11 protein-coding genes are annotated in these 16,450 nt (G+C 69.6%); 4 read left to right on the forward strand and 7 right to left on the reverse strand.

Features of this window, described 5'->3' with window-relative positions; genetic code table 11:
• Positions 1–139: 139 nt before the first annotated feature.
• The 5 genes from J7E89_RS17505 to J7E89_RS17525 all read right to left on the reverse strand — a co-directional run bounded on the left by J7E89_RS17505 (position 140) and on the right by J7E89_RS17525 (position 6,761).
• The gene (locus J7E89_RS17505) at positions 140–1,372 is read right to left on the reverse strand and encodes a branched-chain amino acid ABC transporter substrate-binding protein (protein WP_214974520.1); all 1,233 of its coding nucleotides are present in this window, start codon (positions 1,370–1,372) and stop codon (positions 140–142) included.
• Positions 1,373–1,954: 582 nt separating this feature from the next.
• Positions 1,955–2,356: a hypothetical protein gene (locus tag J7E89_RS17510; protein WP_214974522.1), complete on the reverse strand. Its 402-nt coding sequence runs from the start codon at positions 2,354–2,356 to the stop codon at positions 1,955–1,957.
• Positions 2,357–2,408: 52 nt separating this feature from the next.
• Positions 2,409–3,287, reverse strand: coding sequence for a trypsin-like serine protease (locus J7E89_RS17515; protein ID WP_214974523.1), 879 nt, complete (start codon positions 3,285–3,287; stop codon positions 2,409–2,411).
• A 673-nt stretch (positions 3,288–3,960) separates the two neighbouring features.
• The gene (locus tag J7E89_RS17520) at positions 3,961–4,431 is read right to left on the reverse strand and encodes a PaaI family thioesterase (protein WP_214974524.1); all 471 of its coding nucleotides are present in this window, start codon (positions 4,429–4,431) and stop codon (positions 3,961–3,963) included.
• Between the two features lie 50 nt (positions 4,432–4,481).
• A complete protein-coding gene (locus tag J7E89_RS17525) occupies positions 4,482–6,761 on the reverse strand; it encodes an FdhF/YdeP family oxidoreductase (protein ID WP_214974525.1) in 2,280 nt (759 codons plus the stop codon).
• Between the two features lie 124 nt (positions 6,762–6,885).
• Between J7E89_RS17525 and polA the strand changes: the two genes are divergently transcribed.
• Positions 6,886–9,600 carry a DNA polymerase I gene (polA, locus tag J7E89_RS17530; RefSeq protein WP_214974526.1) on the forward strand — a complete coding sequence of 905 codons (2,715 nt, stop codon included), beginning with the start codon at positions 6,886–6,888 and terminating at the stop codon, positions 9,598–9,600.
• 102 nt (positions 9,601–9,702) lie between these two features.
• Here the strand turns inward: polA and J7E89_RS17535 are convergent, their stop codons facing one another.
• Positions 9,703–10,575, reverse strand: coding sequence for a DUF4184 family protein (locus J7E89_RS17535; protein WP_214974528.1), 873 nt, complete (start codon positions 10,573–10,575; stop codon positions 9,703–9,705).
• Positions 10,576–10,763: 188 nt separating this feature from the next.
• Here J7E89_RS17535 and J7E89_RS17540 point away from each other — a divergent pair, with 188 nt between their 5' ends.
• From J7E89_RS17540 to J7E89_RS17550, 3 genes are all read left to right on the forward strand, one after another.
• The gene (locus J7E89_RS17540) at positions 10,764–12,551 is read left to right on the forward strand and encodes a lytic transglycosylase domain-containing protein (protein WP_214974530.1); all 1,788 of its coding nucleotides are present in this window, start codon (positions 10,764–10,766) and stop codon (positions 12,549–12,551) included.
• Between the two features lie 170 nt (positions 12,552–12,721).
• Positions 12,722–12,859 carry an SPW_0924 family protein gene (locus J7E89_RS17545; protein WP_214974532.1) on the forward strand — a complete coding sequence of 46 codons (138 nt, stop codon included), beginning with the start codon at positions 12,722–12,724 and terminating at the stop codon, positions 12,857–12,859.
• Positions 12,860–12,873: 14 nt separating this feature from the next.
• Positions 12,874–13,878, forward strand: a complete 1,005-nt coding sequence (locus tag J7E89_RS17550) for a DUF3068 domain-containing protein (protein ID WP_214974534.1) — start codon at positions 12,874–12,876, stop codon at positions 13,876–13,878.
• A 50-nt stretch (positions 13,879–13,928) separates the two neighbouring features.
• Here the strand turns inward: J7E89_RS17550 and hrpB are convergent, their stop codons facing one another.
• Entirely contained in the window at positions 13,929–16,448 is a 2,520-nt protein-coding gene (gene hrpB / locus J7E89_RS17555) for an ATP-dependent helicase HrpB (protein ID WP_214974536.1), read from the reverse strand.
• Between the last annotated feature and the right edge of the window lie 2 nt (positions 16,449–16,450).

A 16,450-nucleotide genomic window follows, 5' to 3' on the forward strand; every position in this document is an offset into this window, starting at 1 on the left:
GGGCCTCCGATGAGCTTGTCGGATATGACTCCGCGCGAGGGCGCTGTTGCGCCCTCGCGCGGTTTGAATCAGGCGGAGCGGGTGGTGCTGGTGGTGCTGGTGGTGCTGGTCGTGCTGGTGGTGCTGGTCATGCGGTGAATCAGTCCTCGAAGGTGGCGGACTTGACGTCCTTCCAGACCTTGCCTTCGACCTTGTAGACGGTGAGCTGCTTGTTCGTGGTGTCACCGAACTCGTCGAAGGCGACCTTGCCGGTTACACCGTCGAAGGACACCTTGGCCATGGCCTCGACGACCTTGGCGCGGGCGTCGTCGGGCAGCTTGCCGTCGTTGGCTGCGACGACGGCCTTGACGGCCTGGATGATGGCCCAGCCGGCGTCGTAGGAGTAGCCGCCGTAGGCCGCGTACGGGTCCTTGTATCCGGCGGCCTCGTAGTCGGCGATGAACTTCTTGGCCGTCGGGAGCTTCTCGACCGGGTAACCGATGGAGGTCGCGAAGTCACCGTCGTTCGCAACGCCGGAGGCGCTGATGAAGGCCGGGTCGTAGATGCCGTCGCCGCCCATGGTGGGGATCTTGGCGCCGGTCTTCTTGATCTGGTCGGAGAGCAGGCCGCCCTCGGGGTACTGGCCACCGAAGTAGACGGAGTCCGCCTTCGACGACTTGACCTTGTCGGCGGTGCTGGAGAAGTCGGTCTCCTTCACCGTGACGTGGTCGGTCCCGGCGATCTTGCCGCCGAGCCGCTTGAACTCGGCGGAGAAGATTGCGGCGAGGCCGGCGCCGTAGGTCTGCTTGTCGTCGACGACGTAGACCTTGCGCTTCTTCGCGTCGTTGTACAGGTACTGCGCGGCGAACTTGCCTTGGACGACGTCCGTGGCGGCGGTCCGGAAGTAGGTCTTGAACGGGCGCTTGAACTCGCCCTTGCCCCAGTTGTCGCCCTGGCTCAGCGCCGGGTTGGTGTTGGCCGGGGAGACCTGGACGACGCCGGCTTTCTCGAAGTCGCCCTGCATGGACTGGGCGACGCCGGAGTTCAGCGGGCCGACGGCTCCGATGACGTCCTTGTTGCCGACGAGCTTGGCGGCGTTGGCCTTGCCGGAGGCGGGAACGGCCTGGTCGTCGAGGGCTTCGATCTTGAACTCGATGCCGGGGACTTCGTTGTTCTTGTTCGCGGTCTTGGCCGCGAGGTCAACGGAGTTCTTGATGCCCTGGCCGAGCGCGGAGAGGGAGCCGGTCAGCGGTGCATCTACACCGATGACGACGGTGGTCTTCTTACCGCTGTCGTCGCCGCCCTTGCTGTCGTCGCGCGACCCACAAGCGGTGAGAGTCAGTGCTCCGGTCGTGAGTACTGAAGTGAGTATGAGCAAAGAACGGTGTCGCACGAAAAGTCCTTTCCCTGGCGCGGCCTCCTCTGCTGAGGTGCCGTGACGATCGCCGGGCCGTACTGGGTTGGTACAGGGGCCGTGCAGCAGACGCGCCCGGCGGCGCGGTGACTGGCCGTGACTCTAGGCGCAGGTGAAGGGGTCGTGGAGGTGTGAAGTCAGGATGTGACTCTCTTGTTATGCCAAGGCCAACGCTGGGCGGAGCAGTGTGGACAGAACGGTCGATATCAGCATGGGCGGAAAAGCTCACATGCTGAGAACGCGCAGTTCCGCTGTGTCGCTAGAGCTGATCTTGATGGTGATGCCGGACAGATGGCCTAAAGGGCAATGGCTGGATCATCTGGGTAATCGATGTTGAGCGCGAAGCTGCGATTCTGTATTGCATTCCTGTTACGCAGTGTTACCTCACAGGAGGGGTGGCTCCACTGTGTGCGCCCTCCCTGTGCAACCTGACCTGCAGCGTGACGCTGCGGGCCGTGACGGGGCCGTTGAGGGTGCAACGGTTTTATGTACACCGGGTGTTGGCGTAGACGATCTCGGTGGCGTACTCGACCGAAGCTTTGCCGCCGCGCATTCAGGTCATCATTCAGGCGCACGCCAATTCTCCGAGCTGCCGGTGGCGCCGTTCTTGGCGGCGCATTTCTGCTTGGCGACGCGGTCGATCAGCTTGAGGCCCGCTTCGCGTCCCTGGCGCCTCGCCTCGGCGCGGCCCGCCGCGACGATCTCCTCGTGTATGGCGTACTGCTCGTTGGACAGCCCCTTCTGTTCCCAGTCGAGACCTGACCATTTACTGCCCTTGAGTGTCTCTTTGGCCCAGTAGGAGACGAGTTCTGTGCATGTCTCTTCGGGTGACGACTTCTGTGGAGCAGAGGCCGTCGTCGCGGGCTGAGCGGCCGACGGAGAATCCGAGCAGCCCGCGACAGCGAGTGCGGCCAGGAGCGCGCACGCGGCGTACCTGGCAGGAGCGTGCGGTCTCGTGCTCATGAGGAAACGCTAGGTCGTCACGATCTGTGACACAACAGGCAGTGCGGCGGCCTTACGGCAGCTTTGCGAACGGGGAGAGGAAGGCGCGCGCTCCGGGGGCGTCCAGGCGGTACGTGACGTTGGTGGCGTAGCAGGGGGTGTCGCCGGTGATGGTGGTGGCGACGAGGGTGCGCTTGCCGGCGAGGGTGGCGAAGTTGGGGCCGCCCGAATCTCCGTAGCAGGCACCGCCGTTGCCCTGGGGGGCGGTCATGGAGAGCCGCAGCCAGGCGTCGTTGAGTGCGTTGTACGTGACGGGGGCCTGCATGCGGACGCCGCCGCCGGGGTGTGTGTGGCCGCCGGGTCCGCGCTGGGCTTCCTGGGTGCCGTACCCGGCGACGGTGAAGGAGGTGTCGTTGAGCCCCTGGGGGCCGAGGGTGTTCAGAGCTCCGGCTTTGGGGAGCGTGGCGGGGGTGAAGCTCCAACGGGCCTTGACCTTGGCCGCGGGAAGTTCGACGACGGAGATGTCGTGGGTGTCGGAAGCGGGGCCCGGGTAGGCGGGGTGGTTGTGGGCGGCGCCCTGGACGGCGACGGCTTCGGCGACGGCTGCCGGGTTGCCGGGGTGCTGGGCCGCGGCCTTGTCGAGGCCGGCCTGCACGTCCTGGTCGAGGGAGACGTAGAACTTCACGTTGTCGGGCCAGTCGGTGGTGCAGTGCGCGGCGGTAAGGAACGTATCCGCGTCGATCATGGTGCCGGAGCAGACCCAGTCGACGCGGTCAGGTGTGGCGGGGTTCGCGTCGTTGTCCCACGTCGCGACGAGGGCTCCGACTTCGGTGCGCTCGGGGGCGGGCGTGGCGTTGTACGAGTTGATCGCGGAGGACGGCAGAGCCGCCGCCAGCACGAGTGCGCATGCTCCGGCGGTGACTGCGGTCAGACGTACGCGTACTGCGGTCAAGAGAACCCCTTGGGTGTGACGGGATGGGCGCTCCTGTGGGGGTGGGGTCAGTGAACCGGTTGTGGCGGCGGTGGGCAAGAGGCATGGGGGGCAAGGGTGTTGGGGTCTGATGTCAATGGGGTCGGTCGCGGTGGAATGTGTGCGCGCTCACCGCGCGGCTGCGCGGTGGCGCAGATCGACGGTGTGGGGGACGGGCGGCGCGACCGGTTGTCCGACGTCCGGCGGGAGTAACGAGACGCTCGGTGCGAAGGTCGACTTCAGCCGGCGGCGGCAGTCGGAGTGACCGGTGCCTGGTACGCGTGAGGTGAAGCTGCGGCTGAACGCGGGCGGCGGGCTGTCGCCGAAGCCGGGGCCGCCGGTGCGGCAACGGACACCTCGTAGCGGGTGTATTACGGCGAGGCGTCCAGGGCTCAGCGGACACGGGGTGCGTATACCGGACGAGGCACCGTACGGAGCCGACCGTCTTCAAGATCGTCTCGCGGGGCTGGCTGGACGCGCGTAAACGGGACATCCGAGGCGCGCCAGGGCCGGGTCGTGGAGGGCCCGTGGGTGCCGGCCGGAGTGGGGCATGCAGCCGCTTTCGACGGACTGCGACTACACGCTGCGGTACCCGGCCGGGACGCGGATGACGGTCCGGCCGGGGTCGGCAGTGGTGCTGCGGCTCGTTCCTTGGTCAGCCCTTCACGCCGTCTGCCTCGCGCAGCAGGCACGTAAGGCGGGCCGTGCAGACCCGCTTGTCGTGCTCGTCGGTGATGACGATTTCGTACGTCGCGGTGGAGCGTCCGCGGTGGACGGGCGTGGCCACACCGGTCACCAGGCCGCTGCGGGCGCCCCGGTGGTGCGTGCAGTTGAGGTCCACGCCGACGGCGAGCTTTGAAGCGCCGCCGTGCAGCATGGAGCCGATGGAGCCGAGGGTCTCGGCGAGCACGGCGGAGGCCCCGCCGTGCAGCAGGCCGTACGGCTGGGTGTTGCCTTCGACGGGCATGGTGCCGACGACGCGCTCCGCGGAGGCCTCGACGATCTGTACGCCCATGCGGGTGCCAAGGTCTCCGGCGGAGAAGAGGGCGGGCAGGTCGACGCCCAGCTGGGCGTACTCGTCGATGACCTCTTGCGGGAACTTCACACCTGCGGTCTGCTCACCCATGGGGCCCTGCTCCGATCGTCGTACGGCATCCATCGTCCTTAAGCGAACGCTTAGGCGGTGGGTGATTGTTCCAGGCGTACGACGACGGACTTGCTCGCGGGGGTGTTGCTGGTGTCCGCGGTGGCGTCGAGCGGCACCAGCACATTGGTCTCGGGGTAGTAGGCGGCCGCGCAGCCGCGCGCGGTCGGGTAGTGCACCACGCGGAAGCCGGGAGCGCGCCGCTCGACGCCGTCCTTCCACTCGCTGACCAGATCGGTGTACGCCCCGTCGGCGAGGCCAAGCTCGCGGGCGTCGTCCGGGTTGACGAGGACCACGCGGCGGCCGCCCTTGATGCCCCGGTAGCGGTCGTCGAGACCGTAGATCGTGGTGTTGTACTGGTCGTGCGAGCGCAGCGTCTGGAGCAGCAGCCGGCCTTCGGGGAGCTTGGGGTACTCGACGGGCGCCGCGGTGAAGTTGGCCTTGCCGGTGGGGGTGTTGAAGCGGCGCTCGTCGCGCGGGGCGTGCGGCAGGGTGAAGCCGCCGGGGCGGGCGACGCGTGCGTTGAAGTCCTCGAAGCCGGGAACGACGCGGGAGATGCGGTCGCGGATCGTGCCGTAGTCCTTCTCGAAGTCTTCCCAGGGCGTGGTTGATGCGGGGCCGAGGACGGCCCGCGCCAGCCGGGCGACGATGGCCGGCTCGGACAGCAGGTGCGGGCTCGCGGGGGTGAGGTTGCCGCGCGAGGCGTGCACCATGCCCATGGAGTCCTCGACGGTGACGAACTGCTTGCCACCCGCCTGTACGTCCTTGTCGGTGCGTCCGAGGGTGGGCAGGATCAGCGCGCGGGCGCCGGTGACGGCGTGCGAGCGGTTGGGCTTTGTCGACACGTGGACGGTCAGGCGGGCCTTGCGCATCGCGGCTTCGGTGACGTCGGTGTCGGGGGTGGCGCCGACGAAGTTGCCGCCCATGGCGAAGAAGACCTTGGCTTCGCCGTCGCGCAGCGCCTGGATGGACCGTACGACGTCGAATCCGTGGTGGCGCGGTGAGGTGATCCCGAATTCCTTGTCGAGGGCGTCGAGGAACGCGGGGGCGGGGCGCTCGAAGATGCCCATGGTGCGGTCGCCCTGCACGTTGGAGTGGCCGCGCACGGGGCACACTCCGGCGCCGGGGCGGCCGATGTTGCCGCGCAGCAGGAGGAAGTTGACGACTTCGCGGATCGTCGGCACGGCGTGCTTGTGCTGGGTCAGGCCCATGGCCCAGCACACGATGGTGCGCTTCGATGCGAGGACCATGGCGAGGGCCTGCTCGATCTTCGTACGCTCCAGGCCGGTCGCGGCGAGGGTCTCGTCCCAGTCGGCGTCGCGGGCGGCGGCTGCGAACTCTTCGTATCCGTGGGTGTGGTCGCGTACGAACTCTTCGTCGACGGCGCCGTCAGCTTCGAGGATGAGCTTGTTGAGCAGGCGGAAGAGGGCCTGGTCGCCGCCGAGGCGAATCTGGAGGAAGAGGTCGGTGAGGGCGGCGCCCTTGATCATGCCCTGGGGGGTCTGCGGGTTCTTGAAGCGCTCCAGTCCGGCTTCGGGCAGCGGGTTCACCGAGATGATCTTCGCGCCGGCGGCCTTGGCCTTCTCCAGGGCGGTGAGCATCCGCGGGTGGTTGGTGCCAGGGTTCTGCCCGGCGACGATGATCAGGTCGGCCTGGTGCAGGTCTTCGAGGGAGACGCTGCCCTTGCCGATACCGATGGTCTGCGTCAGGGCCGAGCCCGACGACTCGTGGCACATGTTGGAGCAGTCCGGCAGGTTGTTGGTGCCGAATTCGCGGGCGAAGAGCTGGAGCAGGAACGCCGCTTCGTTACTGGTGCGGCCCGAGGTGTAGAAGACGGCTTCGTCGGGGGAGTCGAGCGCCTTCAGCTCCTCGGCCATGATCTCGAAGGCCCGCTCCCAGGTCACGGCGTCGTACCGGTCGGCACCTTCTGCGAGATACATGGGCTGGGTGATGCGGCCCTGCTGGCCCAGCCAGTACCCGCTGCGCGTCGCCAGGTCGGCGACAGGGTGCGCCGCGAAGAAGTCGGGGGTGACTCGGCGCAGTGTCGCCTCCTCGGCGACGGCCTTCGCGCCGTTCTCGCAGAACTCCGCCGTGTGCCGTTTGTCCTCCTCTGGCCAGGCACAGCCGGGGCAGTCGAAGCCGTCCTTCTGGTTGACCTTGAGGAGGGTCTGCGCGGTGCGGCGCACGCCCATCTGCTGCTGGGCCATCTTCAGCGTGTGCCCGATGGCGGGGAGCCCTGCCGCGGCGTGCTGGGGCGCCGCGACCTGCGGCGCGTCCTGGACCGGGTCACCTGCGGGCGGCTTGGCAGCCATGGCGCTCCCCTTTGAGCGTGCGGTTCCGTTACGTACATCTCCGATCCTGTCACGCGGCACTGACAGTGCGACCACTGCGACCGTGCGGGCGGGATTGTCAGTGGTGCGGCCTAGGATCGGAGGCGTGTCAGAGACAGCATCGAAGAAGACCGCAGAAAACCGTCCCCGCCTGCTCCTCATGGACGGGCACTCCCTGGCGTACCGAGCGTTCTTCGCGCTGCCCGCGGAGAATTTCACCACCGCGAGCGGCCAGCCGACGAATGCCATCTACGGCTTCGCGTCGATGCTGGCGAACACGCTGCGCGACGAGACGCCCACGCATTTCGCGGTGGCCTTCGACGTGTCGCGCAAGACGTGGCGCTCGGCGGACTTCCCCGAGTACAAGGCGAACCGGTCGAAGGCTCCCGACGAGTTCAAGGGGCAGGTCGAGCTGATCGGTGAGCTGCTCGACACCATGAACGCGGAGCGCTTCGCGGTGGACGGCTTCGAGGCCGACGACATCATCGCCACCCTCGCCACCCAGGCTGAGGCCGCCGGCTTCGACGTGCTGATCGTCACGGGCGACCGGGACTCCTTCCAGCTGGTCTCCGACCACGTGACCGTGCTGTACCCGACCAAGGGCGTCTCCGAGCTGACCCGGTTCACCCCGGAGAAGGTCGAGGAGAAGTACGGACTGACCCCGTCGCAGTACCCGGACTTCGCTGCCCTGCGCGGCGACCCGTCGGACAACCTGCCGGGCATCCCCGGCGTCGGTGAGAAGACCGCCACGAAGTGGATCAACCAGTTCGGTTCGTTCGCGGAGCTGGTCGAGCGCGCCGACGAGGTCAAGGGCAAGGTCGGGCAGGCCCTGCGCGACCACCTGGAGTCGGTCAAGCTCAACCGTCACCTCACCGAGCTGGTGCGTGACGTGGAGCTGCCCAAGGCGGTGGCGGACCTGGAGCGCGCGCCGTACGACAGGACCGCGCTGAAGGGGTTCCTGGAGGTTCTGGAGATCCGCAACCCGAGCCTGCGGGAGCGGCTGCTCGCCGTCGACCCGGGCGCGGAGGAGGAAGAGGCCCCGGCCCCGGAGGCCGGTGTGCAGCTGGACGGCACGGTGCTGGGCGCCGGTGAGCTGGCGTTCTGGCTGGAGCAGCACGGCGGGCAGCCGCTCGGCGTGTCCACCGTTGCCACCTGGGCCCTGGGCGTCGGCAATGTCAGCGAGGTCGCGCTGGCGGCCGCCGACGGCAAGGCGGCCTGGTTCGACACGACCGAGCTGGACGAGTCCGACGAACGGGCCTTCGCCGGCTGGCTCGCCGACCCGGGCCGGCCGAAGGTCATGCACAACGCCAAGGACGCGCTGCGGGTCTTCCCCGAGCACGGCTGGCACATCGAGGGCATCACGATGGACACCGCCCTCGCCGCCTATCTGGTCAAGCCCGGCCGCCGCTCCTTCGCACTGGACGCCCTGTCCGTCGAGTACCTCCACCGTGAGCTGGCTCCTGCCGCCGCCGACGGTCAGCTGTCCTTCGGCTCCGAAGAGGACGAGCAGGCCGAGGCCGATGCCCTCATGGCGCAGGCCCGCGCGGTCCTCGATCTGGGCGAGGCGTTCGGCGTGAGGCTGAAGGAGGTGGGCGCGACCGAGCTGCTGCACGATGTGGAACTGCCCACGTCCGTGCTGCTGGCCCGGCTGGAGCGGTACGGCATCTCGGCCGACCGCGCCCATCTGGAGGCGATGGAGCAGCAGTTCGCCGGCGCGGTGCAGCAGGCGGTGAAGGAGGCACACGCGTCGGTGGGGCACGAGTTCAATCTCGGCTCGCCCAAGCAGCTCCAGGAGGTCTTCTTCGGTGAGCTGAATCTTCCCAAGACGAAGAAGACCAAGACCGGTTACACCACGGACGCGGACGCACTGGCCTGGCTGGCCGCCCAGACCGAGCACGAGCTGCCGGTGATCATGCTGCGTCACCGTGAGCAGGCCCGGCTGCGGTCCACGGTCGAGGGTCTGATCAAGACGATCGCCGGCGACGGCCGGATCCACACCACGTTCAGCCAGACGGTCGCGGCGACCGGCCGCCTCTCCTCCACCGACCCGAACCTGCAGAACGTGCCGGTGCGTACGGACGAGGGCCGTGCCATCCGCCGCGGTTTCGTCGTCGGCGAGGGTTTCGAGTCGCTGATGACCGCGGACTACAGCCAGATCGAGCTGCGCGTGATGGCGCACCTGTCGGAGGACGAGGGCCTGATCGAGGCGTTCACCTCCGGTGAGGACCTGCACACCACCGTCGCCTCCCAGGTGTTCAGCGTGGAGCGGTCCGCGGTCGACGCGGAGATGCGGCGCAAGATCAAGGCCATGTCGTACGGCCTTGCCTACGGCCTGTCCGCTTTCGGCCTGGCGCAGCAGCTGAACATCGAGGCGGGCGAGGCGCGGGTCCTGATGGACACGTACTTCGAGCGTTTCGGCGGGGTGCGCGACTACCTGCGGCGTGCCGTCGACGAGGCGCGCGCCACCGGATACACGGCGACGATGCTCGGCCGCCGCCGCTACCTGCCGGATCTGAACAGCGACAACCGCCAGCGCCGTGAGGCGGCCGAGCGGATGGCGCTGAACGCTCCGATCCAGGGCACGGCCGCCGACATCGTGAAGGTCGCCATGCTGAACGTCGACCGGGCGCTGACGGAGGCGGCCCTGAAGACCCGGATGTTGCTCCAGGTCCACGACGAAATCGTCCTGGAGCTGGCCCCGGGGGAGCGCGAGCAGGTGGAGGAGATCGTCCGCCGCGAGATGGCAGGCGCCGTCTCGTTGCGCGCCCCGCTCGATGTGTCGGTGGGCGTGGGCCCGGACTGGGAGTCCGCCGCGCACTGATTCGAGGTCCGACGCGCCCGCTCACCCGTCTCGGCGCACCAGACGGAACGGGTGAGCGGGGTGCGGCGGGAGGAGTCCGCCGGTTCACACGTGAGAGTGAGATCAGCGAGACCTCTGACGGGAGCTTTCCGCGGGAACAGCGGGAACAGTGGGAACTGGGGGAGCAGACGGCGTACGCCCGCGCAGCCACAGCCGCACCCCCACGGCATACAGCACAAGCCCCACAGCAAGCCCGGCGCCGGCGCCGAAGCATGCGGTCGGGATGAAGTCGAGCGGCTTCAGCTGCACGGTCTGAGCGGCGTACCAGCGCACGCACCGGTGTACGGCGCCGGTCAGCACGCACAGCGCGAGCAGCCCCCCGGCCGCCCACTTCCCGCGCGCCTCCAGCAGCGGTACGGAGGCGGGCGCGGGCCCGTCCGTCCCGCGCCGCAGCGCCGAGACCGCGAACCACACGATCACTCCGAGGGCGACCGCCGAACCGCCGTACTGCGCGTACAGGTACATCGGGAAGCCGGCGACGATCTCGCCGAGCACCGGCAGGACCTTCATGCCCCAGCGGTCGAGATGCGTGAAACTGTCCCAGACGACGTGTGTGGACGCGCCGATGACAGCCGACAGGAAGAACCGCCAAGCCAGCAAGGGCCGTTGAATCCCGCTCCAGTCGTGGCCGCGTACGAAGCCGTGGAAGCGGGCCTGCCGTCGGCGCGGCACCAGCGCCAACAGGGGCTCCCGCAGCAGCAGCCACAGGCCGACGAGCGCCGCCGTGATCAGTACGTCGACGGTGACGAGGCCCGCCACGGAGTGCGTGACGTCCCCGAAGGCCATCGCGGCCGGTGCGGCGGTGGCCGCGAAATAGGTCATGTCGGGCGCGAACGACCCGGCGACAAGCGCCGATGCGAGCAGCGGTCCGCGCGCCGTACCGTCCCGTCGAATGCCCGGCAGCACCGCCGCCGCATGGCTGAGTGTGAACGGCAAAAGTCCCCCTTGGACCGCTTCTGATCAATGACGTTGAGTATGCCGCCCTTGGTTCCGAGCTGAATTTCTGTGAACAACCGGCAATAAGAGGACAGCGGCCGGTGTCCCGGCACCGGGAGTTGTCGTAGTGTCGCCTGAGTCCTTGCGCTGGGGAGCGCGGACAGCCGTCGACGGGAGGGGCCAGACGTATGGCAGCGCAATTCGGTCGCAGGCTGCGCAAGGGGGCGACAGCCACCACGGTGGCAGCGCTCGTAGTGGCAGCACTCTCCGCCTCGCAGGCGCCGGGCAGCACTTCGGCGCCCGCCGACGAGAGAGCCGCGAACGCGACCGAGCCGCCCGGCACCCCGGTGACGGGCAACTCGCCATACTTCACCGACCTTCCGCCCTTGAACACTCCGAACAAACCCAACAAACCGGGCACTTCGATCGACCTTCCCGCCGTGACCGGCCCGGCTGAGTCGGGCATACCCGCCACGGTCCTCGCCGCGTACAAGCGGGCGGAAGGGACCGTCAGCGACACCGCGCCCGGCTGCCGCCTCCCCTGGCAGCTGCTCGCAGCCATCGGCAAGGTCGAGTCCGGCCAGGCGCGCGGCGGCCGTGTCGACGCCAACGGCACGACGCTGACGCCGATCCTCGGCCCGCAGCTCAACGGCGTCGGCTTCGCCAACATCTCCGACACTGACAACGGTGCGTACGACGGCGATTCGACGCACGACCGCGCCGTCGGCCCGATGCAGTTCATCCCGTCCACCTGGGCGACCTGGGGGCAGGACGGCAACAGCGACGGCCGGAAGGACCCGAACAACATCTACGACGCGGCCCTCGCCGCCGGCCGCTACCTCTGCGCCCACAATCGCGACCTTTCGGTCCAAGGCGATCTCGACCAGGCGATTCTCGGTTACAACCGCTCGCGGGAGTACCTGCGTACGGTCATGTCCTGGTTCGACTACTACCGGCGCGACAGCCACGAGGTGCCGGACGGCTCCGGCGTCCTGCCGGGCAGCGGCGAACCCGACAGCCACAGAAGCGGCACCGGGGATGGAAACGGGAATGGCAAGGGGAGCCCCGGGGCCCCCGGCACCCCGGACCCCGGCAAGCCGGGCGGCAACGGCGACGGCAGCGGCACCCCGACCCCGCCCCCGACCCAGCCTCCGGCGACAACGCCGCCACCCACCACGCCGCCACCCACAACGCCGCCACCCACCACGCCCCCGGCCCAGGCGCCCGTCACCACCCTGGAGCGTCTCGGCAGCGCGAGCGTGACCGCCACCGAGGGCGAGAGGTTCACCGACCGGCTGCGCGTACGGGCCAAGACCTCCGCGGGCAAGGTTGTCGCGGGCTCCAGGGTCCAGTTCCAGATCATCGGCGACACGGCGGCGCGCTTCGCGGGCGCCGAGACCCGCATCGTCGTGAGCACCGGTACCGACGGCATCGCCACCGCTCCCACGCTCAGCGCGGGTGGCCAGACCGGCAGGTTCATCGTCCGCGCCAAGGCGCTCGGCACCACTGCCCCCGCCGCGGACTTCGCCGCGAACGTCAAGGCCAAGCCGGCGCCCGTGCCGCAGTCCGATGCGCTGGCCCGTACCTCGGACAAGGAGCTCACGGCCGAGACCGGCGGCTCCTTCGCCGACTCCGTCGAGGTCAAGGCGACGTACAAGGGCAAGGTCGCGGCAGGCGTCGGAGTGAGCGCGACGATGGTCACGGGTGACGCCGACAAGCCTGTGGAGAACGACAAGGGCCCGTACTTCAAGGACGCCGACGGCAAGGCGGTCCGTACCCTGACCGCTCTCAAGACCGACGCCAACGGTCTGCTGAAGCTTCCGGAGATCTACACCGACGGCAACGCGGGAACGTACAAACTGCGTCTCACGACAGCCGACGGCGTGGTCCTCACTGTAGAACTGACCGTCACCGCGCCCACCACCGCACCGACGACCGATCCGTCGACGTCGCCCTCCGCGACACCCACCGCGTAAACGCGGCCGCTCTCAGCGCCGCTGCCGCTGCCCCGTCCCGGACGCCGGTTCCGGACGGGGCAGCGGCATGTCGGTGCGACGTTGTGCGACGTGTTCTCATCTCGGGGCTCCGTTGCTACGGTGCCACCTCCCAATCGCCCTGACGATGTATCAGATCCGGGAGGCCGAGCATGCGTGCTCTCGTCGCCGCCGCCATCGGGCTGGCCGCCGCCCTCGCGCTCGTCCTCACCATCACCTCCGTCGGCGCCCCGCCGGGGGAGACCTCGCCCAAGCCGCTGCTGACGACCGTTCCCGGGCCGAAGAAGTAGAGGGGCCGCAAGCCGTGCGCCGTAAAGCCAGCCTCGTCCTGCTCGCCTTCGCGGTCTTCTTCACCGCCCTGTCACCACTGCTGCGCTGGTACGCCTTCCCGCGCCTCGCCAAGATCCCGGCGGGCCAGTACCAGGAGATGGTGCTGGAGGCGAGGCCCGCGACGCTTCTCGAGTACAGCTCCATGAAGGCGAAGAAGGTCGAGAAGGTCACCATCGTCCAGACCCTCAAGGGCAACGTCGAGGAGTCCGGGAAGATTGAGCGGAGCGCGGGCCGCGACGTGGTCGTCTGGGACTCCCTCTCGTACGTCCAGGGTCCCGACGGCAAGATGGTTTCGGCCATTCCCGAGCGCTACATCTTCGACGCCCACAGCCAGGCCCCCGTGCACGCCACAGGCGAGATGGTCGACGGCGACCGGGTCAGGCGCGAGGGCATCGAATTCAAGTGGCCCTTCCTCACCGAGAAGCGCGACTACGAGTACTTCGACGCGCAGACGCGCACCTCCGCCCCGATCCACTACAAGGGCGAGCGGACGTTCCGTGGAATGGACGTTTACTACTTCGAGCAGACCATCCCCTGGACGAAGGTCAAGTACCCGAAGAAGATGCCCATGCCGGGGATCGACGCGACGAAGCTGGAGGAACAGACCGGCACGACACGCTGGTACACGACCAAGCGGATGTTCTGGGTGGACCCCGTTACGGGCGCTCCCGTGAACGGCGAGGAGATCCACCGGGAGGAGCTGCGCGGCGGCAGTCTGCTGGGCGGCCGCGACAAGGTCACCGCTTTCGCCGGTCACGTGAAGATGCGCGAGGACTACGTCGACTCCACCGTCGAGCTCGTCAAGACCAACCGAGTCGCCGTACTGATGCTTACGTCGTACCTCCCCTGGGGCTTCATTTTCCTCGCCGGGGCACTGTTCGCCCTCGCCCTGTACCTGGAGGCGCGGAGCCGAAGGCCGGCGGACCCGGCCGAAAGGGAGCCCCTTAGTCCGGACAGCCCGGAGCCGGTCGGCGCCTGACCACTCCAGGGCTGCCCGACTCAGCCCCGCCCGCCTCGGCCCAGCCCGACTCAGCTTCGCCCGAGACGTGCCTTCGTGTACCTCGTCGGCACAGCCGCCGCCGGGTCCTCCGGCCACGGGTGCTTCGGGTAGCGGCCGCGCAGCTCCGCCCGCACCGCGCGGTAACCGCCCTGCCAGAAGGACGCCAGATCGGCGGTGACGGCCGCTGGGCGCCCCGCCGGCGACAGCAGGTGCACCAGCACCGGAATCCCGGCCACGCGCGGCGTCTCGGCCAGCCCGAACATCTCCTGAAGCTTCACCGCCAGTACGGGCTGCTCCCCGCCGTACTCCACCCGGACCCGCGACCCGCTCGGCACCTCGATCCGCTCCGGCGCCAGCTCGTCCAGCCGCGCCGCGTCGCCGGTCGCCCACGGCAGGAGCCGGTTCAGCGCCTGGCCCGCCTCGATCCGGCCCAGGTCGGACCTTCGCCGTGCCCGTGACAGTTCAGGCTCCAGCCATTCGTCGGTACGTTCCGTGAGCGCCGCGTCGGACACGTCCGGCCAGGGCGCACCCAGCACCCTGTGCAGGAAGGCCAGGCGCTCCCGCAGCGCCTGCGCGTCACGCGTCCAGCGCAGCAGCCCGAGGCCCTCCCGTCGCAGCCCGTCCCGCAGCGCTTCCCGTACGCGTTCCGTATCCGGCTTCTTGAGCGTCCGTACGGTCAGCTCGACCGCTCCGAGGCGCCGCACGTGCCGCGCGACGACGTCCCCGTCCTCCCAGTGCACCTCTTCGCCGGAGGCGAGCAGGTGCTCGGCGGCCAGCTGGGCGGTGTCCTCGTCGATGACGGCGGCCAGGCGCACGCGCGCGGAGGCGGCATGGACGGGACGGTCGGCGACGGCGACCGCCAGCCACGGCGCGCTGCGCAGCCGGGATCCGTCGGTGAGTTCCGCCCCTGTCCCGGAGGCCATGAGGAAGGCCCCTTCGCCACGGGCCCTGGCGACGCGCTCGGGAAACGCGAAGGCCGCCACGAGGCCGGCACCTGCATCGTCACCCGTGCCGCTGGGGGCTTCCCGGCCCGAATTGCCGGAACCGCCCGCCGCCGAAGCCAGCCGCTTCGCCTCCTGGCGCCAGCGGGCCCCGTACGCGTCGTTGCCGCGGCGGGCCGCGCGCCAGGCCGCGGCCAGGTCGTCCCCGTACTCCCTCGGGGGTTCCTCGCTCAGCAGGGCGACCACTTCCGCTGCCCGGCGCGTGCCGACCTCCCGTGCGCCGTCGATGAGCGCCCGCGCGAGCCGGGGGTGCAGGCCGAGGCGGGCCATCCGTACACCCCTTTCGGTCGCACGGCCGGAATCGTCCACCGCCCCGATCGCGGCCAGCACCGTACGGGCCGCCGCCATCGCACCACCCGGTGGCGGATCCAGCAGGGCGAGACCGCTCGCGTCGGGGTCGCCCCAGCAAGCCGCCTGGAGGGCGAACGCCGTCAGGTCCGCGACCTTGATCTCGGGGGACGGGAAGCGCGGCAGCCGTACGTCGTCGGCCTGGTCCCAGCACCGGTAGACGGCACCGGGAGCCTCCCGCCCCGCGCGCCCCGCACGCTGCCGGGAAGCGGCCTGTGAGGCCCGTACGGTCGTCAGCGCGCTCAGCCCCCGCGCATGGTCGGTGCGCGGCTCACGCGCGAGCCCGGCGTCCACGACGACCCGTACACCCGGCACGGTCAGGCTCGACTCGGCCACCGAGGTCGCCAGCACCACCCTGCGCGTACCGGCGGAACCAGCCAGTACCGCGTCCTGCACCGCGGCCGGCGCCCGTCCGTGCACCTGGAGCACCTCGGCGCCCAACCCGGACAGTCGTCCGGCCACCCGTGCGATCTCTCCGACGCCCGGCAGGAAGCACAGCACGTCGCCCTCCCGCTCGGCGAGCGCCCTGCGCACCACGGCGGCGACATGCGTCAGCAGCGCCGGATCGACCCGCATACCGTGCGGCGGCCGCACCGGACGGGCGGGCGGCGCCCAGACCGTCTCCACGGGGTGCGACACGCCCTGTGCTTCGACCACCGGCGCGTCGCCCAGCAGCCGCGCCCAGCCCTGCGCGTCCGTCGTCGCCGAGGCGGCGAGGAGCCGCAGCTCCGGCCGCAGAGTGGACCGTACGTCGAGGAGGAACGCGGCGACGGTGTCCGCGTCCAGGTGCCGCTCGTGACACTCGTCGAGGATGACGACATCAACGCCGGCGAGCTCCTGGTCACGCTGGAGGCGCTGCAGCAGTACGCCAGTGGTGACGACCTCCACCACCGTGTCGCGCCCCACCACGCGCTCCCCGCGCACGGTGAAGCCCACACGCTCCCCGACGCTCTCGCCCAGCAGCCACGCCATGCGCCGGGCAGCGGCCCGTGCCGCGATCCGCCGCGGCTCCGCGACAACGACCTTCCGCACGGGCCGCCCTTCGTCGAGCAGCCCGGCCAGCACCAGTGGCACCAGGGTCGTCTTACCCGTCCCCGGCGGCGCGCACAGCACCGCGGTCCCGTGCGCGTCCAGGGCGCGCTCCAGTGCGGGCACGGCGCTGCGTACGGGAAGCTGCCCAAGGGCGTCGGTGCGGATCACGC

Source organism: Streptomyces sp. ISL-100 (assembly GCF_018614615.1).
Taxonomy (GTDB): Bacteria; Actinomycetota; Actinomycetes; order Streptomycetales; family Streptomycetaceae; genus Streptomyces.

Coding starts and splice junctions, on each gene's coding strand:
- J7E89_RS17510 (WP_214974522.1), bottom strand. CDS start 2,356: ATGAGCACGAGACCGCACGCTCCTGCCAGGTACGCCGCGTGCGCGCTC.
- J7E89_RS17520 (WP_214974524.1), bottom strand. CDS start 4,431: ATGGGTGAGCAGACCGCAGGTGTGAAGTTCCCGCAAGAGGTCATCGAC.
- J7E89_RS17525 (WP_214974525.1), bottom strand. CDS start 6,761: ATGGCTGCCAAGCCGCCCGCAGGTGACCCGGTCCAGGACGCGCCGCAG.
- J7E89_RS17540 (WP_214974530.1), top strand. CDS start 10,764: ATGGCAGCGCAATTCGGTCGCAGGCTGCGCAAGGGGGCGACAGCCACC.
- J7E89_RS17545 (WP_214974532.1), top strand. CDS start 12,722: ATGCGTGCTCTCGTCGCCGCCGCCATCGGGCTGGCCGCCGCCCTCGCG.